The organism is Vibrio sp. 14G-20 (assembly GCF_026241515.1).
In the GTDB taxonomy this organism is placed as follows: Bacteria; Pseudomonadota; Gammaproteobacteria; order Enterobacterales; family Vibrionaceae; genus Vibrio.
Window position 1 is genome coordinate 66,722 of the sequence record NZ_JAPHPW010000017.1, and the last position, 22,206, is coordinate 88,927.

Here is a 22,206-nt window from a genome sequence, read left to right on the forward strand (position 1 = left end):
AGTAGCTAACCTCATAAAGTAGCCAACCCTTTACGCAATATTGTTGAGAGCGATTTATGTCTGAAATCCTTCATCCATTACAATCTGAGGTCACTCTAGTTACCTCATTCCAAGATGCCGACCCGATGGGCGTGATCTATCACGGCAACTACTTCCGGTTTTTTGAAGAAGTAAGGCGCATCATGATGGATAAGATTGAGTACAACTATCATGAGATGAAGGATTCCGGCTACATGTGGCCAATCATCGACACGCGCGTAAAGTACATTAAAGCGATCCCTTTTAATCATCAGATCAAGGTATCAGCTAAGCTGACCGAGTGGGAAAATCGCTTGCGTGTTGACTACGAAATTCACGATGCCAACACTGGAGCTCGTATGACGCGAGCTCATACCATGCAGGTTGCGGTGACCATTGAAGAACAAGAAATGTGTTTTGCTTCGCCGAAAATATTTACCGATAAAATCGATCATTGGCACCAATTTGGCTGTTTGCCACAATCAAACACCACTCAATCAAATAATCCGCTATCCGATCAATCTCAAGCAACTAACACACAGCAGCAGGTGAAACATGAGTCTGTTTAAACACGGACGTAAGCAAATCAGCATCGCACTACTAGGGCTTGCCTCTGTGATGGCGAGTAGCTTTGTTATTGCTAATGAAAGTACAGCTACGGTTGGCTCTATTTCAGATCTTCAAACAGTATTAAGTGCAAACAACATCGTGCGTGGAGAGTTTACTCAAACACGCAATATGGAAATGTTCGCTCAGCCTTTAACATCACAAGGTGCTTTCCTGTTAGACAAATCGAATGGTTTACTTTGGACACAAGCGACACCCTTCCCTGTGAGCTTGGTGCTAACCGACAACAAACTGAGCCAAAGGTTTGCTGATCAACCAGCTAAGATCATCACCGACCAAGAAAACCCAATGGCGTTTTATTTCAGCCATATATTCCTATCGGTGTTCCACGGTGATACTCAAAAACTCCAAGAGCAGTTCTCACTGTCATTTGAACCCGCGACTGAGCAAAGCTCAGATGAAAGTGCAAATGAAAGCACAGAGGGTACGTCATGGACGCTCACTCTAAAGCCCAAAAGTGCGCCAATGAATGCGGTATTTGAAGCCATCACACTACAAGGTAACAACGATATTGAACGCATTGAGCTGAAAGAGATTCGTGGAGACAGCACAGTGATCGAATTTAGCCAGCTAAGCCATCAACCGGAAGTATTATCAGATGCTGAAGCGCAACAATTCCAACTCTAGCCTTGCCCTTATTTGGCTTGTTATCGTGGTGCTATTTAGCGGACTGTTAATCAAACAGTTCGCTTTTTCTTCTTCAGTACCGATTGAAAGCAACATTATGAAATTGCTGCCAGAAAACCAGCAAGATCCTATGGTAGAACAAGCCTTTCAACAAATTTCCAACTCGATGAGTGAGCAAGTCGTCTTCATAATAAGTGGCTCTGATATCGAACATGCCACCGCTGCCACTAATGCTTTTGAAAAAGCCCTCAACCAAAGAGCGTTCTCCAGTCAGCCAACTCTTTTTAAGCACGTGCAAGGCAAAATCAACGCCAGCACTCAAAGCCAATGGAGCGATTTCTATTTTCGTCATCGGGCTCAACTGTTGACCGTTCAGCAAAAAGAAACACTGGTACACTCGCCCGAATCTCGCGCTCAACATGTAATTCAGTCGTTATACAATCCATTTTCAGGCGTCACTGCAGCCGAACTGACACTCGATCCTTTTTTGTTATTTCGAGACTACATCAGCGCCGTTGGTACTCGTTCGAGTAACTTTAGCCTTAAAGAGGGCTACCTAACGGCGCAATCGCAAGCTCAGTCACACATTTTGGTTACCGCAACCTTGGCTGGCTCACCCTATAACTTGGCTATTCAAGAGCAACTTCCGGCACTTGACGCTTTAGAGCGAGACATAGAGAAGCAATTTGACGTCAAAGTTCAGCATACTGGCGTGGTTTTCTACGCTAATTACGGCACTCAAAGTGCAAAATCTGAGATCAGCACCATTGGTTTAGGATCGTTAGCTGGCGTTATTCTGTTGGTGTGGCTGACATTTCGTAGCGCCCTACCACTTGCTTTATCACTACTTTCAATCAGTACTGGATTACTGGTTGCACTCGCGAGCACCGTCGCTATCTTCGGCAAAATTCACTTGTTCAGCTTAGTGTTCGGCGCCAGTTTGATCGGCGTATCAATCGATTACTCTTTTCACTTCCTTACCGATCGCTTAGCGGCAGGAAGTAAATGGCAAAGTAAAAAAGGGTTGCAGCATATCCTTATTGCGATCAGTTTAGGGCTTATTACTAGCTTGATTGGCTATCTAGGCTTACTTGTTGCACCTTTCCCAGGCTTACAACAACTTGCTTTGTTCTCGTCAATTGGACTCATTGCAGCTTACGCCAGTGTAGTGTGTTGGTACCCCGTTTTAGCGGCGAAACCAAGTCAGGAACGCCCACTTCCCCTAGCGAAGCTTTGGCATAGTTGGTTGAGTGTATGGAGCAAGCCAAAATTCAGAATAGGCTTACCGTTAACGGTGACTGTCGTTAGCCTAATGTCACTCAGTCAAATTCGTTACGACGACGATATACGCCAACTTCAGGCAATGCCAGAGCAACTCAAACAGCAAGAGCAAGCCATCACTGAGATTTCAGGATTAGGCAGTGGTCAAAATATGCTGTTGGTGACTGCGAAAAGTAATCAAGCATTACTGAAAAAATTGGCATTGATCACCTCTGAATTAGATTCATTGATCGAGAAGCGAGGCATCTCAGGATATCGCAGCGTCAATCAACACCTGCCAAGTGAGCACGAGCAAAATGAAAACTATCGGCTGGTGAAACAGCTCTACGCTAATCAGAACTCAACATTACAAACCACATTAGGTTGGTCGAGTTTCCCTGAGCTTCCTAACTATGAACCAATAACAGTTGATGGGTTTTTAGCATCACCAGTATCAGAACCCATTCGTCCTCTTTGGTTGAGGCCGATAGATGGACAAGCTTCGTCTGTTATTTTAATCAAAGATGTCACTGACTCAGAGCTGTTCTCTCAATGGCTTGGTTCAGATTTTGCTCAGCATCAAGATGTTAAGTTCCTCAATAAGGCCGATGAAATTTCGTCGCTTTTTGCTGAATACAGAGTCAAGATCACCGAACTATTATTAATAGCATTGGCAGCCATTGGAATGGTTTTAGGTTGGCGTTATGGCGTAAAACAGAGCCTGTTGATGCTGTTGCCGTCTTTGATTGCGGGAATCGCAGGGCTAGCGATCACCGGCGTTTTAGGTTCGACCTTAAACCTATTTAACTTATTGGGTCTGATTCTGATTCTAGGGATTGGCATCGACTACACCCTTTTCTTTGCTGAGCAGAAGAAATCACTGAGCACCTTGTTAGCCATTACCTTGTCTGGCCTCACGACGTTGCTTTCATTTGGTTTATTGTCACTAAGTCAGACTCATGCCATTCATAGCTTCGGTGTTACCGTCTTAACGGGTATTTTTGTGGCGTGGTTGCTTTCTCCACTCGCAATCAATACAGAGAAAGCCGCAAGAAAACCAAAACCTCATGAGGCTTTTAGATGAAAAATACAATACAGATAACGCTGGGCGTTGTATTGGGTTTACTACTCAGTGCCTGTTCAATGGTTTCTCAGCAGCCGACTGGCGCAAGTATGTCTATCGATAATGACACCGAATTAGCCTTACCTTTGCCTTCTGAGCTTGGATACTCATTTACGGCGAGCCAGTTGATTAACGCGACCTGGCAAAACGAGACTCAACAACTTCCTGTCCAAGTTGAAGTGACACCAGATAAAGTGGTGTTAGCTGGTTTTTCATCTTGGGGTACTCGAATTTTGTCACTGCAGTACCAAAACCAAGTGATTGATACACAGGTTTTATCTGGCCTTGGGGCGACCCTGCCGCAACCCGAACAGGTGCTATTTAATTTAATGCTGACCCTATGGCCAGTTGAAGCGTGGACTCAACCTTTAGAAAGTATCGGCTGGCACTTGGTCGACACAAAAAACAGCCGTACAGTGTTTGACGATAACCAACAGGCAATCATTCGAATTGATTACCAAGCGGATTCCGGAGCCGACAAAACTCGCGGCGATATTGTTTTCACGCATTTAACCCAAGGCTATACCATCACTATACAAACGTTAAACTCAACGATTGTCGACAACCCAAGTAAGAGCTGAACACTATGCCTATTTTTTACATCCAAGACTGTGGTTTCCACTCGGCGCTAGGCTCAAGTGTTGCTGAAATTCACGACTGCCTTAAAAATGAGCACAGATCGAACATGGTTGAAGTGGACGATATGCTGAATGACGGCAAGTCGACTGTCGTTGGTAAGGTAGCGGGCGATCTGCCTGAAATTCCTCAGCACCTTGCCGAATACGCTACTCGTAATAACCAGCTCGCGTTATCGGCCCTAAACCAAATCAAAGATTCTATCGAGCAAGCAACATTACAATTTGGCTCGGATAAAGTTGCTGTTGTTATAGGCACTAGCACCTCAGGTATTTCTGATGGTGAAGCGGCTTTCAAACATAAATTGACACACGATGAGTTTCCTGAGCATTACCATTACTCGAAACAAGAGCTTGGCAATACTTCTGAGTTCGTCAGCCAATACTGCGCGATAATGGGGCCAAGTTATGCAATTTCGACGGCTTGCTCATCAAGTGGCCGTGTATTTCTCACCGCCGAGCGACTGTTAGATTCCGGCATAGCCGATGCTGTTTTGGTTGGAGGTGTCGATACCTTATGTAAACTTACGCTCAATGGCTTCCATGGCCTTGAAGCGCTTTCAACGACACATTGTCAGCCTTTTAGTGCTTCTAGAGATGGTATTAATATCGGAGAAGCCGCCGCATTTATGCTGCTTAGCAAAATAAAACCATCGAACAACTTACCCAATATTGCTCTGTTAGGTTGTGGTGATAGTTCTGACGCGCACCATATATCAGCCCCTCACCCTGAAGGAAACGGCGCAGAACAAGCCATGAGAAAGGCACTGAACGCTGCACAGCTAACAGCAGAGGATATCGGCTATATCAATGCCCATGGCACCGCTACGCCTCTCAATGACTCAATGGAAAGCAAAGCCATTCATCGTATTTTTGCAAACAAGGTTCCCGTCAGTTCCACCAAGCCACTCACCGGGCATACTCTTGGAGCCGCGAGTGCGATAGAAGCAGCAATAGCATGGCATATTTTAAAATATGACTTACCGCTTCCCTTACAAAAATGTCAGGATAAAGCTGAGGATATTGAGATTGATTTGGTAAACTGTGCCCAGAAACTTAAAGTAAAGAACATCTTAAGCAACTCATTTGCTTTTGGTGGCAACAACATTAGCCTGATTTTTGGTGTAGTAAATGACTGATATCCCTTCTGTAGACCAACTCCTCCCACATGATGACCCGATGATATTAATCGATCGTGCTATCAGCGTAGAGGCGTTATCGATTCACTGCCAAGTGGATATTGGAGCACATAACCTGTTCTTTAACGCAGACACTCAAACCGTACCCGCTTATGTTGGTATCGAGTTTATGGCGCAGTCGGTTGCCGCTTGGTCTGGATACCACGCGATAAAAAACGGCACCACTCCACCCATCGGCTTCTTACTGGGTTCTCGTCGTTACAAATCACTTTGTGACCAATTTTCTCAAGGGCAAACCCTTGATATCTACGCCGAGCAACTGATGGAAGACAGTGGCATGGCCGTGTTTACCGCCAGAGTCGAAGACCAAGGCGAATTGGTGGCTCAATGCCAACTTAATGTCTATGTGCCAACTGAACAAAAATTACAAGAAATGAAAACTAGGAGCCCATCATGACCCGTCAGGTTTTAGTCACTGGTGCCAGTAAAGGCATTGGTAAAGCGATCGCTATTCAACTCGCAAAAGACGGATTTGAAATCGCCGTTCATTACATGGGTGACAAGCAAGGTGCCGAAGATACCTTAAAGTCGATCACTGAATTGGGTGGCGCAGGACGTCTGATCCAATTCGATATCAGCAATCGCAGTGAATGCCGTGAAACGCTTGAATCAGATATAGCTGAACATGGCGCTTACTATGGCGTAGTAAATAACGCGGGCATTACTCGTGATACGGCCTTCCCTGCCATGACGGAAGAAGAGTGGGATGGCGTGATCCATACCAACCTCGACAGCTTCTACAACGTACTTCACCCGTGCGTAATGCCTATGGTTCAAAAGCGTAAAGGCGGTCGCATCGTCACTTTAGCGTCAGTATCAGGCATCATGGGTAACCGTGGCCAAACTAACTATGCCGCAGCAAAAGCGGGCGTAATTGGCGCAACTAAGTCTCTTGCTCTTGAGCTCGCAAAACGCAAGATCACGGTAAACTGTGTTGCTCCAGGCTTAATCGATACCGGTATGGTTGATGAGCACGTGAAAGATCACGCTCTACCTCAAGTTCCACTGCGCCGCATGGGCGAGCCAGAAGAAGTGGCTGGCCTAGTCAGCTACCTAATGTCTGATATTGCAGGCTACGTCACTCGCCAAGTAATTTCAGTCAATGGAGGCTTAGTATGACCCACCGCGTTGTTGTAACTGGCATGTCTGGTGTTACTGCCTTTGGTAATGATTGGCAGCACATCGAGCCAAAACTGAAAGCATGTGAAAATGCCACTCAATATATGCCAAGTTTTGAGCAATACGATGGCCTCAACACTAAGCTAGCTGCGCCTATTGATGACTTCCAGTTACCAAAACACTACAAACGTAAACAGGTTCGAGGCATGGGTCGGGTTTCTCGCTTAGCCACTGTCGCGACTGAAGATGCTTTAACACAAGCTGGGTTGATTGGACATGATGTTCTAACTAACGGAGAAACGGGCATTGCCTACGGGTCTTCAACCGGCAGTACTGATGCCGTAGGTGCGTTTGGTGTGATGCTTAACGAGAAATCGACACGAGCAATCACAGCAACTACCTATGTTCAAATGATGCCACACACCGCTGCGGTCAACGTTGGACTGTTCTTTGGCTTGCGCGGACGCGTGATTCCCACCAGCAGTGCCTGCACTTCAGGAAGCCAAGCGATTGGTTACGCCTATGAAGCGATCAAACACGGCTACCAAACCGTGATGGTTGCTGGTGGTGGTGAAGAACTATGCCCAACTGAGTCTGCCGTTTTCGATACCCTTTTTGCTACCAGTTTAAAAAACGACACGCCAGAAAAGTCCCCTAGTCCTTACGACAGTGAGCGCGATGGCTTAGTTATTGGTGAAGGTGCAGGCACGCTTGTTCTTGAAGAGTATGAACATGCCGTGGCTCGTGGTGCAAAGATCTACGCTGAGATCATCGGCTTTGCCAGCAACTGTGATGCCGCTCATGTGACCCAACCTCAGATGGAAACCATGCAAATCTGTATGGAAAAAGCTCTGAAAGATGCGCAACTTCCGGCAGAAAAAATCGGTTATGTGTCTGCGCACGGTACCGCCACTGAAAAAGGCGATATTGCAGAGAGTAATGCGACCGCGAACATTTTCGGTGAAGTGCCAATCAGTTCATTGAAAAGCTACTTTGGTCATACGCTTGGTGCGTGTGGTGCGATTGAAGCTTGGTTAAGCCTAGAGATGATGCATTCAGGTTGGTTCAGCCCAACCTTAAACCTTGAGAACATCGACGAACGCTGCGGCAAGCTTGATTACATCACAGGATCTGGTCGCGAATTGGATGTTGAATATCTAATGAGCAACAACTTTGCCTTTGGCGGGATCAACACTTCCATCATCTTCAAGAAAATCTAGGCTTAGCTAGATAAAACTCCAAACAAATAAAAAGGGTCGGTAACCAAGTTACTGACCCTTTTTTGATTCTAGCAATCGCTCAATTAAGCGTTAGCTTCACGCTCAGCGATGAACTCAAGAGCCATTTTGATACGAGCGATTACGCGCTCTTTACCAACAAGCTCCATCACAGCATCAACAGAAGGAGACTGACCGCCGCCTGTTACTGCTACGCGAAGTGGCATACCGATTTTACCCATGCCGATCTCTAGCTCTTCACATACTGCTGCAATCACACCGTCTTTGATGTTTGCAGTAGTGAAATCTTCAAGTGCTTCAACCTTAGCAAGAGCAAGCTCTAGTGGGCCTTTAGCAACACCACGTAGGTGTTTCTTAGCTGCGCCAGCTTCAAACTCAGAGAAATCTTCGTAGAAGTAACGAGATTGCTCAGCAAGTTCGATAAGTGTGTTACAACGCTCGCCAACTAGCTTGATCACTTCAGTGATAGCTGGACCGTTTGTTGTATCGATCTTCTGTGCGTCTAGGTGCCATTGTAGGTATTTTGCAACGTACTCAGGTTCAGAAGTCTTGATGTAGTGGTTGTTCAACCAAAGTAGCTTATCTGTGTTAAATGCAGATGCAGACTTGCTGATTGCGTTTAGGCTGAAGAACTCAATCATCTCTTCTTGAGAGAAGATCTCTTGGTCACCGTGAGACCAACCTAAACGAACTAGGTAGTTGTTTAGTGCATTTGGTAGGTAACCTTCGTCGCGGTATTGCATTACAGAAACAGCACCGTGACGCTTAGAAAGTTTCGCACCGTCATCACCAAGAATCATTGCACAGTGAGCGAACGTTGGAACTGGCGCGCCTAGTGCTTCATAGATGTTGATTTGACGAGGTGTGTTGTTGATGTGGTCTTCACCACGAACAACGTGTGTAATACCCATGTCCCAGTCATCCACTACTACTACGAAGTTGTAAGTAGGAGCGCCGTCTGTACGACGAATGATTAGGTCATCAAGTTGGCTGTTAGCGATTTCGATGCGACCACGGATTTGGTCATCAAATACTACACTGCCTTCTTTAGGGTTACGGAAACGGATAACGCACGCATCGCCTTCTTTTGCTGCTTCGTTTGCTGCAACAACTTTAGGGTGGTTAGCATCGTAGCGAGCCATCTCTTTGTTTTCTTCTTGCTCTGCACGAATTTCATCAAGCAGTTCTTTAGACGCGTAGCATTTGAATGCTTTGTCTTCAGCAAGTAGCTTATCAACCATTTCGTTGTAACGGTCAAAACGCTTAGATTGGTAGTAAGGACCTTCGTCCCATTCCATACCCATCCATTGCATGCCTTCTAGAATTGCATCAACCGCTTCTTGAGAGTTACGCTCAAGGTCTGTGTCTTCGATACGTAGAACGAATTCACCGCCTTGGTTTTTAGCGAATAGCCAAGAGTAAAGTGCAGTACGTGCACCACCAACGTGAAGATAGCCAGTTGGGCTAGGAGCAAAACGAGTTTTAACCGTCATTTAAATACCTTGATTATGTAGGTGATTCTTTTAGTGGCGCCGATTACAAAGCCTGTAATGACCAAATATCACTAAATTTTGGGCGCTATTTTATCACCACCGCTTAAATCTACAATCAGTAGTGAATGATTAATGTGCTGTTGTTGTACGAAAGCGATTATAGAAAGCCGAATTCCGCCTTCAAAATAGCGAATCTATAGCTTTAACCAGTAGATTATAGTCGCGGATCCTTTATTCCCCTCTCCGATTCCAAAATTGAATCCACCAGCTAATGCACCACTAAGATCAAATTCTTGAATTTATGTTTGACCTTACCCTTACGGGAAGGTTTATGTTAGGCGTAGATGAGAATTGGAGTATCGATATGAACCACTACACAACCGCGCTCAACGGCCTAAATTGCATGGGTTGTGCGAAGAAAATCCGCACACTGTTTGCTGATCTCGACAACACGACGATCAATGATATATCTCCGACCTACATCGATATTTCGACTCCATTTAGTTACGTTCAACTCAGCGAACAGTTAGCGACGCTTGGTTATAGCATGGGCAATCAACTGCACCTTTCGCTATCTGGCCTTAACTGCGGTAAGTGCGTGAACAAACTGACTCAAGCGCTTGAACAAACCGAGCAAGCATCAAACCTAGAAGTCAGCAAACAGGAATTATCACTGATCACTCTGCTTTCTGAATCCGAGATAATTGAGTTGGTCGAAAGCGTGGGTTATCACGCAACTCCCTACTCTGAAGCCCATGACCTCTCACCAAGTTCAGATTTAGAAGAAGATAAAAAACCAGCACCTACAGAATCGACGCCAACTGAACCCGTTGCGAGTCAATATACTTATCACCTTGTTCTTGAGGGGATGACGTGTGCGAGTTGTGTCTCTTCAGTCGAAAAAGCACTGAAAAAGAACGAGTTCGTCGACCAAGCTCAGATCAACCTTGCCGAGCAAACGGCCTTGGTTTTCACCTCTAAAACACGTGACCTGATCGAAAACGAGCTCATCGAATCGGTTAAAACTGCAGGTTATGGCGCCGAGTTTGTTGATGATGCGGCAACACAACAACAAAAACAGCAAGAGCAACAACTTCGCACTCAACAGGCCTTCCTAAAAAACTCAGTAAGCGCGCTACTGCTTGGGGCTCCGCTGATGGCTTGGGGTGTGTTCGGCGGCAGCATGACCATTACTACATTTAACGATCAACTGGCTTGGGGATTAATCGGTGTGGTCTGTTTGGTACTGCTGGCCACTTCAGGTCGTAGCTTCTTCACCAACGCTTGGCAATCTCTGATGCATAAACGTGCAACCATGGATACGTTAGTTGCTTTGGGTACAGGCGCAGCATGGTTCTACTCAATGTTGGTCGTGCTGATTCCATCATGGTTCCCTGAAGCCTCTCGCCATGTCTACTTTGAGGCGAGCGCGATGATCGTTGGTCTTATTTCTTTGGGCCACTACATTGAAGCAAAAGCCAAAGCTCGCACCACAAAATCACTACAAGCATTGATTAATTTACAACCTCAAAAAGCGGTGGTCATCGTCGATGGCAAAGAACAGACCATTGCTGTAGAAGCCATCCAAGTAGGCATGCAAGTACGAGTAAAACCCGGTGAGAAAGTGCCAGTTGACGGTGTTGTGGTATCTGGCGAGTCTTATATCGATGAATCCATGCTGACCGGTGAGCCACTTCCCAACGTTAAATCGGTGAGTGATGGTGTTTCTGCAGGTACGATTAATGGCGATGGCAGCTTAGTTATTGAAGCGACAGGAATAGGCTCAAGCACCATGTTAGCTCGAATCATTCAGATGGTTCGCCAGGCACAAAGCAGCAAACCCGCGATAGCGAAGCTTGCTGACTCTATTTCTGCCGTGTTCGTACCCGTTGTGGTCGCAATCGCAGCTGTTGCCGCCCTAGTTTGGTTTTTTGTTGGCCCACAACCAAGTGCCAGTTACATGCTTGTGGTATCGACTACCGTGCTGATCATCGCTTGTCCGTGTGCCTTAGGCCTAGCGACTCCACTCTCTATTACTGTCGGCGTAGGTAAAGCCGCTGAGTTTGGCGTTCTGATCAAAGACGCCGATGTGTTGCAATCAGCCAGCAAAATCGATGCAGTCGTGTTTGATAAAACAGGCACCCTAACCCAAGGTAAGCCAAGCGTTCAGCAGGCGTTTTATCACAACCTATCAGAACAAGAACTGCTGGCTTACGCCTATTCCGTTGAAGTCGGTTCAGAGCACCCACTTGCGAAAGCCGTTTGCCAGTATGCCGAAAACTTAGAAGTTTCAGCACTCCCACACAGCGACTTTGAAAACCGCCGAGGCCTTGGAGTACAAGCCAACATTAACGGCAAACACGTTCAAGTCGGCTCTCTTAAATACCTAACCCAACTTGGTATTGATACTCAAATGGGCAGTGACTTTATCGAACTTTGCCGCACACAAGCATGGACGCCAATCTTCGTAGTCATCGACCAAAAACTGGAAGGCATATTAGGCATTTCAGATGCATTAAAAATAGATAGCAAACAAGCCATTGCTCAACTAAAATCCGCCGGAATTCACACCGTGCTATTAACAGGCGACAACGATTCTGTTGCTCAAGCGATTGGTAAAAGCGTCGGTATCGATGAGGTTATCTCGGAAGTACTACCAGAGCAGAAAGCTCAGCATATTGTTCAGCTTCAACAACAATATAAGAGTGTGGCTATGGTTGGAGATGGCATTAACGATGCACCAGCGCTTGCTCAGGCCGACATAGGTATCGCAATGGGCAGTGGCAGTGATGTTGCGATTGAAAGTGCACAAATGACACTTCTCAACTCGTCGCCACTGTCTGTAAGTAACGCGATAGAACTGTCCCAAGCGACCGTGAGAAACATGAAGCAAAACCTATTTGGTGCCTTCATCTATAACTCGCTTGGCATCCCTATTGCCGCCGGTGTGCTCTACCCGTTTTTTGGATTTCTGCTTAGCCCAGTAGTTGCAGGAGCAGCTATGGCGATGTCGTCAATTACTGTAGTAAGCAATGCCAACAGGCTGAGATTGTTCAAACCAACTCATTCTAATATTAATAAAAACCATATTCATGAGGTTAACCATGATTCGTAAAGTTATGACTCTTACTGCACTCGCTGCAATTTCAGGACAGGCTTTGGCTACTGATGTTCTAAACCACAAATCTCCATACTGCGGCTGCTGCACAGAATGGACAGAGCATATGCGTGATGCCGGGTTCGATGTAACAGAGAAGCTCCACGATGATATGAACCCTATCAAGCAAAAGTTAGGCGTAACGCAAGAGCTGGCTTCTTGCCACACGGCAGAGATCGACGGTTATGTGTTTGAAGGTCACATTCCAGCGGAAGACGTAAAAGCCTTTTTAGACAATCCACCACGTAATGCGATTGGTTTGGCGGTTCCGGGTATGCCAATGGGCTCACCGGGTATGGAATATGGCGATAAGAAAGACGAGTACTCTGTGTACGCGTTTAATGATAAAGGTCAGGTGTTTGAGTACCGTCACTATAAAGGCAACTAAAGTACACGAACACTAAGCTAGAAATGAAAGCATAAAAATAGAGCCTAGTATCAAGCAAACCCAAGACTGTGGTTTACTTACTAGGCTCTTTGCTTTTGGACAGTAAAGCAAATCTTGTCGCGGCACTAACCGGGCTGTTAGTGCCGCTTAATCCCCTCGCTCATTCACGAAGGAAGTGCTTTGGCAAAAAAGCTATTTCGCGAATAGTCTCATTGACTAAACCGCTAAATAAATCCGCTTAGAAGCCGTAAGAAGCACCGAATACGAATGCGTTGTTCTGCTTAGAGTCGCCGTTTGCGAAGTCTACGCCGTTAGCTTGGCTACGGAACTCAAAGTAAGGTTGAACGCCTTGACGAGTCCATGTTGCACGTAACTCGTGGTCCATAGCTTCTGCATCAATCATGTATACGTTGTTGTAGCTAAGTGCTAGGTCAGCATTCACTGTGTAAGCAATGCGGTTATCCATGCGGTAGTCTGTGTCAGCATCAGCAGAAGTATCATCGATGTGTGCACGAGTACGGTTACTAATAGAGATACCGTTATCGAAGTTGTAACCGATCTTAACTAATGGACGGAATTGAATGCTCTCACCTGCAGAGAACACATGTTGGTAACCAGCGGCAACCCATAGGTTATCAGTAATGTTGAACGCTTGCTCACCACCAACAGTGATGAATGCGTTTGCTTGACCAGTAGTTGGTAAGTCACCAGTTTCAGCAGCAGTTAGTCCTTCAAGGTCACCCAGTTGGATGCCATCAAACTCAGTGTAAACCGTGAAGCCGCCTAGAGAGTTGTCAAACGTGTGACCAGCTTCTAGCGTAGAAGTCATATCAGAACCGTGGATACGGCCGTCATCGTGAATTTGGATGTTACCTGTTACGTAAGAAGAATCAGCAAAAGCACTAGAAGCGAAAGCAAGAGAAAGAGCACTTAGAGCGATAATTTTTTTCATAGTAAACTGCCTTAGTTTGATTTTTTCAGCGGCATATCTTCGGTACATCATTCACCTTCACCGCTTGAGTAGTTGGTCGCCTCCCTGGCATGAAATCTATGTTGCTCGAATTAATTTGCGTTTCAAAATAAAAGAGCAGACAGAGTGATCTCTCTCACTATCAAAAAAGAACAAGTTATTTAACATATTAAAATCAAATACTTAAAAACATAAAAATTGATAAAAAACTCAAGATGGAAAAATGTACAGATCGGGATCACATTATTTTACGGTGCAAAATTAGATTCAGTTAATTGAATCACACCTGATTTAGAGTTTTTTATGAGGGACTTATTTTTTGAAGAGAATAATGAGAAGCGCGTCACTTTTGCGATGAACCTCACCTTATGTGCATTGTTGACGTTATAAACCAAGACGGTTTCTATATGTTCCCGTTTTGGATGAGACCCTAATTCGCGGCAAACAAAAAGAGCTCCCACTTTTTACCTTGAGTAAGATAATAACGAGGGAGCTCTTCTATTAATGTTGCTTATCGATTATTTAACTGAGGTTACTCGACTTACTTTCTCGCCACTTTCAGAGATAGAGCGGATGTAAGTTTCGCCAGAAGCCGATGGACGTTGTTGCTCATCGTACGTTAACCAGTTTTCGCCATCAGCAGAGTACTGAAGCTCTACGCCTGGGAATTGAACGTTCATCGCTAGCTTGCCATCCACAACCTGAGCGCCCGGTACTGGTAGTCGATAATCAATGCCTGCTTTCTCAAGCTTAGCTAGTTCACGTTGACCAACAATATTCGCAAAGCGATTAAAGTCGCTGTTTAGAGCCTGCTTATTCACTAAGTTGGTTTCTTGAGAGTACTCAACGCCCACTTTGTAGTCATTTTCCCAATCAGCTCGGTGCCATGCGCGCTCTGCTGCTGCAAGTACGCGAGGGAATACCATGTATTCATACTGCTCGTCGGTACGTACTGTTTCAGACCAAAGCTGTGCAGACAAACCATAGAAAGGTTTCGCTTCAATTTCGCCTTTACCAGAGAAGCCATTGCCGTCACGGTCTAATGATGTTTCTGCGTTTTGTGGCATGTTTTCTGGTGCGAAGCCAAACATCTTACGTGTATCTGTTGCACGCGTTGCCCAGTAGTAACCGCGCTCTGCAGCATCAACTTCGTATGGCATATCCATGTATACGTAGTCCGGGTTAGAGACAATCACGTCATACCCTTTCGCTGACCAGTCGTATACTGATGAAGTTCCGCCCCAGTAAAGAACGTCCCAGAAGTTTACGCGAGTGCTTTCGGTTGCAAATGCTTTCTCGCCTTCGCTGTATTTAAGGCCATCTTGCCATGCTTGGAAGTGAGGGATGCCTTTGTCAGCAACAATCTTAGATACCTGCTCTGCAAAGTGACTTGGCAAATGACCGAAGTCGCTTACCGTTCCATCAGTGATCAAAGACTGACACTGAGGAGACTGTTGAAATGGCTTATCTTGCTTAGACAAGTCAATATTGCCTTTCCAAGCCACTTTATCTTCTGCATTAATATCTTGTAAGCCAGCGCCTAACTTGATGTTTTTCGCTTCATCGCCGCCGAAGTGCCAAGTCGTTAGTGGAACGCCCGCTTCTTGGTGCATTGCCGCCACTTCAGAGATCACTTTATCGACAAAGTGAGTCGAAGACTCCATACATGGGTTAATGAAGCTTTGCTTATCGTAGAACTGAACCGTGGTTACGTTCGATGTATCTTGTGGATCCATCAGACGGTATTCGTTCGCTTCCGCTTCTTTACCTTCCGCCATTAGGCGAGTGTAACGCGCTTCCATCGATACCACAGCAGAACGAGCGTGTGCTGGCATATCAATTTCTGGAATTACTTCGATGCTGCGCGCTTTGGCGTAGCTTAAAATCTCGACGTAATCCGCTTTACTAAAGAAACCAGAGCCAAAGTTGTCTGTTGTTGGACCTGAACCTAGCTGAGGCAGTAAACAGCTTTGCTCTTCCAAATCAAAACAACGATTAGACCCTACATCCGTTAGCTCTGGTAAACCTGGGATTTCTAAACGCCAGCCTTCATCATCTGTTAAGTGAAGGTGCAGTTTATTCATCTTGTATGCCGCCATTTGATCTAGCGTTGCTAGGATGGCATCTTTTGAGTGGAAGTTTCGAGCAACATCCACCATCACACCACGGTAATCGAAACGTGGCGCATCTTTGATCGACAGTTGTGGTAATGATTCAGCGTTCTGACTGTCTATTAGGCCAAAAATAGACTGAACTGCGTAGAAAGCACCTGTTTTATCAAACGCTTTAATCGCAATCCCCTCTTCCGAGATGCTTAGTTCATAAGCGCCAGATTTTGCTAAATCACCCGTAAACTGAGTAGGAACAACGGTAACACTTACTGGAAGGTCACCACTCACATCTACGTTTACCACATCTGCACGTTCTTCAATTGCAGCGAACTGATCAGCATCGAATACGTCTTTTGGTAGGGCAATACCACCAGCAATGCTGACTGAACCTTCACCCGCTTCCACCGACATTGGCGTTGGTAATAGCGTTGTTGATACGTCTTGAGTTGCTAGATCAGCATTCTTTTCAAAACGCGTAACCGCGGTTGCCATGACATTGTTGTCATCAGGAGTACGCTTAAGGTTGTTACCCTCTAGACCTGTTACGAACGACGCTACATCTTCAGTATTCAATGAAGCAATCATCTTTGGTTCTGCGTTAGGCGCCGTTACGAATGCACCTGGCATGAAGTCAGTTTCAAACAGTTGCCAGTATTCACTGGTTAATGGCAGAATCACTTCTTCACCCGCTGCAAAACCATCGAATTTTTCTGTTGGTTCTAGCTTGTGTAAGTCGCCGGTTACGCGAGTGATTTTAAACTGCTCATTATCAACATCTAAGATAAGGCGAATACTGTGGAAGTAGATGGTCCAATCTTTTGAATCAATCGCTTCACCATCGTTAGTTAGCGTCATGTTCACTTTATTACATGATGCCCACTCTGCGCCTAAGTCCTGACAGGCCATGCCTTCGTTTGCGCCATGGTTAGTCAAGATTTCATATTGCACATCAAGGTTATCAGCCAGTGCATTAACAACCTGTTGCTCAGGTGCTTGCGTTACAGCACAACCCGTCAAACCAGCCAGTACCGCTACAGATAGTAAGTTTCTCTTCAACATCGTATTCACCCATAAATTTAAAAATTGAGTAAGAAGCAAATTAGAGCGCTTCGAAAGTTAGCTAAACTATATGGGCTTATTTTTTGGCGTGAATTAAATCAGGTTAATAAAGTGATCAGCTTCAAATCTCAAAATTGGCGATAAAATTAATTACATAAAAATCATAAAGTTAGAATTAACGGCACTTCCGTCAGTTTTATTTTGACGTAAAAATTGAGAATTGAATCACAATCTTTTTAAAGGATTTCATAAAATCGTGTCGTTGATAGAGAGAAAGGTTTAACAGTTTGTTCGGGTTGTTATACTTTTCGTACAAACAACGTGACATCGTTCTCAAAAAAAACCGTTAAAAAACGCCGTCAAAATCGATTTTAACGAGTTTAATTCTTCCTAAAGGAGCTCCCTTTGCGTCCACTCTGGTACATGGTTTTATTCGTTCTCGCCTTTTCAGCTAGGCAAGCAGTCGCCGAGCCACTCTATTGGCAAGCGAAAAAGGGTGAACTGACACTCACTATCTTAGGTTCTGTACACGTTGGGGACGAGAGTATGTACCCACTCCCTTCGGCAATCACCGACACGCTAAAAAACAGTGACGGATTAGTTATCGAGACGGACATAACAAAGACAAGTGGTGTTGTGTATCCCAACAACAAACTCACGACTGCCGATGTACTCAATGCAGAACAGCTACAATTATTAACCGACATATCAAAATCATTGGGCATGCCGACGCAACAACTGCTTAGTTCACCGCCTTGGGCTACTTCTCTCTCCATACAGATGCAGCAGTTAAAAAACCTGGGTTATGGCTCCGCCAGCGGCGTTGATGCGACACTAGCTCACAAAGCAACTATCCAAGATGTTCCGGTGATCAGTTTAGAGCCTCTGCAGTTTCAAATAGACCTGATGACAAAACAAAAGGACGACGGTAAGGAGTGGTTAGTCAGTAGCCTTGAAGAATTTGACCAAACTGATCGTGTGGTTCATTGCCTAATTGAAAGCTGGAAAGCGGGTGATTTAGCAAAGCTGGAAGCCTTCGCAGAGCTGTCAGAGATGTCGCCTGAACTTGAGAAAGCATTCTTAACCGATCGCAACATAGACTGGGCAAACAAACTATCCACCACAGATTGGAAGCTTAAGCCTAAAGGGAACTACTTGATAGTAGTTGGCACCTTGCACCTAATTGGAGAAGGCAACCTTTTACAGTTATTAGAAGAGAAAGGGTTCAGCGTCATCCAGCAATCACAAAGCCAACCAGCCCAATGTCAATTTAAGGCTAGCCAAAAAAGCTAACGATGCTCAACCTCATTTTGTTTTCGTTATAAAAGCACTTCCTTAATAACAGAATCTTTACATTTAATAGCACCATTGCGGTGCTATTATCTTTCGCTCTTTTTACCTATGGCGTTGTTCTAATGAAACCAGTACTTTTTGCTTTCCCTTTAGCCCTCACGATGCTGATGCCCTCAATAGCCTCAGCCAAAGAAACTTGTACAATCGAACAATTCCAATCGATAGACATTCAGCCAGATACAAAAGGCGGCGTACTAGATAAAGAAAGCGGACAGTTCTTGATTACTGAGAAGCCACCAATGCGATGCGCGAATATTACGTTCACGACTTCTACAACACGTAACCGTATCGCAAACCAAATGAATGGTAATTTTGAAGCAAGCTTCTACGATGGCGGAACGGGTAATTCTCACTCGGTGACGTTTGACGAAGATGAAGTACAGGCAGGTTACATTCGAATTGGTCCAAATAACCCTGTTGAAGCTTATGTTTGTTTTGTTACTTCAGAGACGCCAATCAAAGACATTACCTGCGATATTAAGTAAGTAATTTGGGGACTGACATCCCATCCTGATGGCCTAAACCATATAAATACATTAACTATTTCGAAATGCAAAAAAGCCGTAACATTTCTGTTACGGCTTTTATTAATGTAGTCGGTGAAGAGCTTATTTTGAATATCAAGCGAACCCTACCTAGGTTCAAACCCCATTTCCCATGCCCGGAAACGACAAAAGCCTGCTCAATGAGCAGGCTTTCTAAATGTGGTCGGTGAAGAGGGATTCGAACCCCCGACCCTCTGGTCCCAAACCAGATGCGCTACCAAGCTGCGCTATTCACCGAGATATCTAACTGGCTTATTGCCTGTCGATGGAGCGTATAATACGGATTCTTAATTTATCCGCAAGCGCTTTTTCTCATATTTATGGTGAATTCGAATCGTTCGAACAAAAGACATACAATGACACGCTTGATGTGACGAAAAACACACAGTTACCAACAAGTATTTAACTTATGAAACAGGATTGATCCAGATCAGTAAATTGATAACGCCAGTTAATACACTAACCCGTGTCATATAACTTTGAGGTATACACATGGACTTTTGGCTAGATCTCCTATTTGGTAATGCGGTGGGGCTATCTTCAATGATAGTAATCTTCGGGGCTTTAGGTCTCATGATGTTTTATGGAGGCTTCTTCATCTACAAAGTTATGACTGAAAAATCTCCTCATTAGAATAGCTCAGTCTAAATCATTTACTTTTGAGTATTCTTTTATTGATAAATAAATGTTAAAACTCTTTGCACCGGAGTAGATTTCTCTTGTCTGCTCCGGTTTTTTCATTTTTAAACCCTGCCTCGACTTAGGTATACTTACCCTATCCTTCTCCAACTTGAGATGAACACTATGTCTCATGACGACGACTTAGATCTATTCCAAGAAATGATGGGCGATGTTAAACGTATCGACCATGACACCGCTGAACACCAGAAAGTACACCGAGTCACCGAATCTCACCTTGCTAAGCGTGAAGCCGCTATGTGGCTGTCAGACGACGAGAAAGACTACTTGTCATTAGACTACTCGCCAATGATCAAGCCAGACGATGTCATTGCTTATAAAAAAGACGGTGTACAGGAAGGCGTATACAAAAAGCTGCGCCTAGGCAAATACCCTATTCAAGCCAAGCTCGACCTTCATAGAAAAACACTGAAAGATGCACGTAACGAAGTGCTTTCATTTTTGCGTCAATGTTTGAGAATGGATGTTCGTACCGTCATCATTGTTCATGGTAAGGGTGAGCGTTCGAATCCACCAGCAATGATGAAAAGTTACGTGGCAAATTGGCTCACGCAAATCAACGACGTTCAATGTGTTCATTCTGCTCAGCAATTTCATGGTGGTACGGGCGCAGTCTATGTCATGCTCAGAAAGAGTAATGAGAAAAAGCTAGAGAACAGAGAGCGCCATCAAAAGCGCACCAGTTAATAGGTTGAGATAGATAAATGGACTAGTAACGATTTAGCATCAAGATCGATATTTCGTGCCTAGACTCACACCAAGTGCTAAAATTGCCTCAGTTAACGAATTTCAACTCAAAGCAACTATCCAAAGGTTGCTTTTTGTTTATCTATATTTCCGTTGTGAAACGCTAAGAGAATATCATGTCACAAGAATCCCAAGCTAAACGCCTTAATAAATACATCAGTGAAACTGGTTTTTGCTCACGCCGCGAAGCCGATAAACTCATTGATGCAGGCCGAGTTACTATTAACGGCAAGATCCCTGAGATGGGTACTAAAGTCTTGCCAGGTGATGATGTTGAGATCGACAATAAACCTGTTCGCTCAAAAGAGAAGCCGATCTACATTGCTCTTAATAAACCAACAGGTATCACCTGTACCACTGAACGTGATATTCCTGGCAACATCGTCGACTTTATCGGCCACCACAAACGTATTTTCCCGATTGGTCGTCTAGATAAGCCTTCTGATGGTCTTATCTTCTTGACCAACGATGGCGACATCGTAAACAAAATCCTACGTGCAGGTAACAACCACGAGAAAGAATACGTGGTGCGTGTAGATAAGCCGATTACGACGGAATTCTTGAAGCAAATGGGCGCTGGCGTTCATATTCTCGATACAGTGACCTTGCCATGTAAGGTCGAGAAAGAAACCAAGTTCTCGTTCCGAATCACTTTAACGCAAGGCCTTAACCGCCAAATTCGCCGTATGTGTGAAGCGCTTGGTTACGAAGTATTTAAGCTGCGCCGTGTTCGTATTATGAATATCTCACTAGACGGTATACCCAACGGCAAATGGCGCTACCTGAGCGACGAAGAGATCACTGAAATTTTAGCGATGTGTGAAGGCTCAGTAAGCACTGAAGATGCATCAAAAATGAACGCGAAAGGTCAACGCATTCGTAAAGCAACTGACGCGAAACTTTTTGACAGCCGTGAAGAGAACCAAACTTCAACAGCGCGCCGTAATCAAAACGAGAACCGTACACGCACGTACCGTGGTAATAATGCGGATGAATTCCGTCATGCACCTAACTCAAAGCGTGGCCGCAATTCATCGAACGGTGAAAGCGGTGGTAATACCGAGAACTGGAAGTCAAACTCTCGTTCAGAACGTTCTAATTCAGATAAAAATCGTTCGGATCGCAATCGTACAGATCGCGACAATAACGATCGTAGAAACGGTAAACCGGTAAACCACAGCCAAGATTCAAACAGACCGAACAAATCTGCACCAAAGCGTGTTGGTGGTACTTTAGGTCTGAAGAAGTAGTCAGAGTAAGTTAAGACGAGACACTCGATATAAGAACGCCCGCTAGATTAGTCTAGCGGGCGTTCTTGTTTGTCATTCGATAGTTTTATCATCATGACGACGACAATCTATAAACATAGATCAGCAAACTGACCGCGAGTCAGCATCGCTAAGTCTTTTGGATCTAACTCAATTTCTAGCCCTCGCTTCCCTGCACTCACACATATCGTTTCAAAACTGGTAGCGCTGGAATGGACAAAAGTAGGTAATGCTTTTTTCTGACCAAGCGGACTGATTCCACCCACAACATAACCTGTGGTTTTCTGTGCAATATCAGGATTGGCCATCTCTGCTTTTTTTCCTTTTGCCGCTTTTGCTGCAAGTTTTAGGTTTAACTTTTGGTCCACAGGGATAACCGCCACAGCCAAGTCTTTAGCCACACCATTCAAACAGAACAACAGCGTTTTGAACACTCGTTTAGGATCCTGACCAAGCGCTTCAACCGCTTCTAAACCATAGTTGGTATTATTCGCATCGTGATGATACTGATGCACTGAATGAGCGATTTTCTTTTTCTTGGCAAGGTTGATTGCTGGGGTCATAACAAAT

The 22,206-nt window shown here is 44.9% G+C and carries 19 protein-coding genes and 1 tRNA gene; 15 read left to right on the forward strand and 5 right to left on the reverse strand.

Translation table 11 applies throughout. The features are described 5' to 3' along the window. Positions 1-56: 56 nt before the first annotated feature. From OQJ75_RS15600 to OQJ75_RS15635, 8 genes are read left to right on the forward strand one after another with little or no spacing between them, the layout of a single operon-like run. Positions 57-587 carry an acyl-CoA thioesterase gene (locus OQJ75_RS15600; RefSeq protein WP_237290795.1) on the forward strand — a complete coding sequence of 177 codons (531 nt, stop codon included), beginning with the start codon at positions 57-59 and terminating at the stop codon, positions 585-587. Further along, positions 574-1,272 carry a LolA family protein gene (locus tag OQJ75_RS15605; RefSeq protein ID WP_265970937.1) on the forward strand — a complete coding sequence of 233 codons (699 nt, stop codon included), beginning with the start codon at positions 574-576 and terminating at the stop codon, positions 1,270-1,272. Before OQJ75_RS15600 ends, OQJ75_RS15605 begins: the two co-directional genes overlap by 14 nt. After that, positions 1,244-3,616, forward strand: coding sequence for an MMPL family transporter (locus OQJ75_RS15610; RefSeq protein WP_265970936.1), 2,373 nt, complete (start codon positions 1,244-1,246; stop codon positions 3,614-3,616). Before OQJ75_RS15605 ends, OQJ75_RS15610 begins: the two co-directional genes overlap by 29 nt. After that, positions 3,613-4,236 carry a DUF3261 domain-containing protein gene (locus tag OQJ75_RS15615; RefSeq protein ID WP_265970935.1) on the forward strand — a complete coding sequence of 208 codons (624 nt, stop codon included), beginning with the start codon at positions 3,613-3,615 and terminating at the stop codon, positions 4,234-4,236. The genes OQJ75_RS15610 and OQJ75_RS15615 overlap by 4 nt, the downstream gene beginning before the upstream one ends. Positions 4,237-4,241: 5 nt before the next feature. Next, entirely contained in the window at positions 4,242-5,429 is a 1,188-nt protein-coding gene (locus OQJ75_RS15620) for a beta-ketoacyl-[acyl-carrier-protein] synthase family protein (protein ID WP_265970934.1), read from the forward strand. Then, complete coding sequence (locus OQJ75_RS15625; protein WP_017076633.1) at positions 5,422-5,886, forward strand: hotdog family protein; 465 nt, start codon at positions 5,422-5,424, stop codon at positions 5,884-5,886. Before OQJ75_RS15620 ends, OQJ75_RS15625 begins: the two co-directional genes overlap by 8 nt. Further along, positions 5,883-6,608, forward strand: coding sequence for a 3-ketoacyl-ACP reductase FabG2 (locus OQJ75_RS15630; protein WP_016767037.1), 726 nt, complete (start codon positions 5,883-5,885; stop codon positions 6,606-6,608). The genes OQJ75_RS15625 and OQJ75_RS15630 overlap by 4 nt, the downstream gene beginning before the upstream one ends. After that, entirely contained in the window at positions 6,605-7,828 is a 1,224-nt protein-coding gene (locus OQJ75_RS15635; protein ID WP_265970933.1) for a beta-ketoacyl-ACP synthase, read from the forward strand. The genes OQJ75_RS15630 and OQJ75_RS15635 overlap by 4 nt, the downstream gene beginning before the upstream one ends. Positions 7,829-7,911: 83 nt before the next feature. On the opposite strand, the gene gltX is transcribed toward OQJ75_RS15635, so the two are convergent. After that, positions 7,912-9,339 carry a glutamate--tRNA ligase gene (gltX, locus tag OQJ75_RS15640; protein ID WP_265970932.1) on the reverse strand — a complete coding sequence of 476 codons (1,428 nt, stop codon included), beginning with the start codon at positions 9,337-9,339 and terminating at the stop codon, positions 7,912-7,914. Between the two features lie 301 nt (positions 9,340-9,640). On the opposite strand from gltX, the gene OQJ75_RS15645 reads away from it, so the two are divergent. Next, complete coding sequence (locus OQJ75_RS15645; protein ID WP_265970931.1) at positions 9,641-12,454, forward strand: heavy metal translocating P-type ATPase; 2,814 nt, start codon at positions 9,641-9,643, stop codon at positions 12,452-12,454. Then, the gene (locus OQJ75_RS15650) at positions 12,444-12,884 is read left to right on the forward strand and encodes a DUF411 domain-containing protein (protein WP_265970930.1); all 441 of its coding nucleotides are present in this window, start codon (positions 12,444-12,446) and stop codon (positions 12,882-12,884) included. Before OQJ75_RS15645 ends, OQJ75_RS15650 begins: the two co-directional genes overlap by 11 nt. Positions 12,885-13,122: 238 nt before the next feature. On the opposite strand, the gene OQJ75_RS15655 is transcribed toward OQJ75_RS15650, so the two are convergent. Both OQJ75_RS15655 and OQJ75_RS15660 read right to left on the reverse strand, forming a co-directional pair. Continuing rightward, the gene (locus OQJ75_RS15655) at positions 13,123-13,836 is read right to left on the reverse strand and encodes an oligogalacturonate-specific porin KdgM family protein (RefSeq protein ID WP_265970929.1); all 714 of its coding nucleotides are present in this window, start codon (positions 13,834-13,836) and stop codon (positions 13,123-13,125) included. Positions 13,837-14,372: 536 nt separating this feature from the next. Further along, on the reverse strand, positions 14,373-17,024 hold the full coding sequence (locus tag OQJ75_RS15660) for a beta-N-acetylhexosaminidase (protein ID WP_265970928.1): 2,652 nt from the start codon (positions 17,022-17,024) through the stop codon (positions 14,373-14,375). A 405-nt stretch (positions 17,025-17,429) separates the two neighbouring features. Here OQJ75_RS15660 and OQJ75_RS15665 point away from each other — a divergent pair, with 405 nt between their 5' ends. After that, entirely contained in the window at positions 17,430-18,317 is an 888-nt protein-coding gene (locus tag OQJ75_RS15665) for a TraB/GumN family protein (RefSeq protein WP_265970927.1), read from the forward strand. A gap of 122 nt (positions 18,318-18,439) precedes the next feature. Next, positions 18,440-18,862 (forward strand): hypothetical protein, encoded by a 423-nt coding sequence (locus OQJ75_RS15670; RefSeq protein ID WP_265970926.1) that lies wholly within the window; start codon positions 18,440-18,442, stop codon positions 18,860-18,862. A 220-nt stretch (positions 18,863-19,082) separates the two neighbouring features. On the opposite strand, the gene OQJ75_RS15675 is transcribed toward OQJ75_RS15670, so the two are convergent. Next, a tRNA-Pro gene (locus OQJ75_RS15675) sits at positions 19,083-19,159 on the reverse strand. A 255-nt stretch (positions 19,160-19,414) separates the two neighbouring features. Here OQJ75_RS15675 and OQJ75_RS15680 point away from each other — a divergent pair. The 3 genes from OQJ75_RS15680 (at position 19,415) to rluF (ending at position 21,618) form a co-directional block, all read left to right on the forward strand. Further along, on the forward strand, positions 19,415-19,555 hold the full coding sequence (locus OQJ75_RS15680; protein ID WP_017062321.1) for a DUF3149 domain-containing protein: 141 nt from the start codon (positions 19,415-19,417) through the stop codon (positions 19,553-19,555). Between the two features lie 171 nt (positions 19,556-19,726). Further along, positions 19,727-20,308, forward strand: a complete 582-nt coding sequence (gene smrA / locus OQJ75_RS15685) for a DNA endonuclease SmrA (protein ID WP_017076135.1) — start codon at positions 19,727-19,729, stop codon at positions 20,306-20,308. A 176-nt stretch (positions 20,309-20,484) separates the two neighbouring features. After that, positions 20,485-21,618 carry a 23S rRNA pseudouridine(2604) synthase RluF gene (gene rluF / locus OQJ75_RS15690; protein ID WP_265970925.1) on the forward strand — a complete coding sequence of 378 codons (1,134 nt, stop codon included), beginning with the start codon at positions 20,485-20,487 and terminating at the stop codon, positions 21,616-21,618. 107 nt (positions 21,619-21,725) lie between these two features. Here the strand turns inward: rluF and ybaK are convergent, their stop codons facing one another. Then, positions 21,726-22,199 (reverse strand): Cys-tRNA(Pro) deacylase, encoded by a 474-nt coding sequence (ybaK, locus tag OQJ75_RS15695; protein ID WP_265970924.1) that lies wholly within the window; start codon positions 22,197-22,199, stop codon positions 21,726-21,728. Between the last annotated feature and the right edge of the window lie 7 nt (positions 22,200-22,206).

Excerpts from the sequence above, each read along its gene's own strand:
- OQJ75_RS15680 (WP_017062321.1), top strand. The coding sequence starts at position 19,415 with ATGGACTTTTGGCTAGATCTCCTATTTGGTAATGCGGTGGGGCTATCT.
- OQJ75_RS15635 (WP_265970933.1), top strand. The coding sequence starts at position 6,605 with ATGACCCACCGCGTTGTTGTAACTGGCATGTCTGGTGTTACTGCCTTT.
- OQJ75_RS15645 (WP_265970931.1), top strand. The coding sequence starts at position 9,641 with ATGTTTGACCTTACCCTTACGGGAAGGTTTATGTTAGGCGTAGATGAG.
- OQJ75_RS15655 (WP_265970929.1), bottom strand. The coding sequence starts at position 13,836 with ATGAAAAAAATTATCGCTCTAAGTGCTCTTTCTCTTGCTTTCGCTTCT.
- OQJ75_RS15625 (WP_017076633.1), top strand. The coding sequence starts at position 5,422 with ATGACTGATATCCCTTCTGTAGACCAACTCCTCCCACATGATGACCCG.
- OQJ75_RS15605 (WP_265970937.1), top strand. The coding sequence starts at position 574 with ATGAGTCTGTTTAAACACGGACGTAAGCAAATCAGCATCGCACTACTA.
- OQJ75_RS15610 (WP_265970936.1), top strand. The coding sequence starts at position 1,244 with ATGCTGAAGCGCAACAATTCCAACTCTAGCCTTGCCCTTATTTGGCTT.
- OQJ75_RS15630 (WP_016767037.1), top strand. The coding sequence starts at position 5,883 with ATGACCCGTCAGGTTTTAGTCACTGGTGCCAGTAAAGGCATTGGTAAA.
- smrA (WP_017076135.1), top strand. The coding sequence starts at position 19,727 with ATGTCTCATGACGACGACTTAGATCTATTCCAAGAAATGATGGGCGAT.
- OQJ75_RS15620 (WP_265970934.1), top strand. The coding sequence starts at position 4,242 with ATGCCTATTTTTTACATCCAAGACTGTGGTTTCCACTCGGCGCTAGGC.
- ybaK (WP_265970924.1), bottom strand. The coding sequence starts at position 22,199 with ATGACCCCAGCAATCAACCTTGCCAAGAAAAAGAAAATCGCTCATTCA.
- OQJ75_RS15600 (WP_237290795.1), top strand. The coding sequence starts at position 57 with ATGTCTGAAATCCTTCATCCATTACAATCTGAGGTCACTCTAGTTACC.
- gltX (WP_265970932.1), bottom strand. The coding sequence starts at position 9,339 with ATGACGGTTAAAACTCGTTTTGCTCCTAGCCCAACTGGCTATCTTCAC.
- OQJ75_RS15650 (WP_265970930.1), top strand. The coding sequence starts at position 12,444 with ATGATTCGTAAAGTTATGACTCTTACTGCACTCGCTGCAATTTCAGGA.
- rluF (WP_265970925.1), top strand. The coding sequence starts at position 20,485 with ATGTCACAAGAATCCCAAGCTAAACGCCTTAATAAATACATCAGTGAA.
- OQJ75_RS15615 (WP_265970935.1), top strand. The coding sequence starts at position 3,613 with ATGAAAAATACAATACAGATAACGCTGGGCGTTGTATTGGGTTTACTA.
- OQJ75_RS15670 (WP_265970926.1), top strand. The coding sequence starts at position 18,440 with ATGAAACCAGTACTTTTTGCTTTCCCTTTAGCCCTCACGATGCTGATG.
- OQJ75_RS15660 (WP_265970928.1), bottom strand. The coding sequence starts at position 17,024 with ATGTTGAAGAGAAACTTACTATCTGTAGCGGTACTGGCTGGTTTGACG.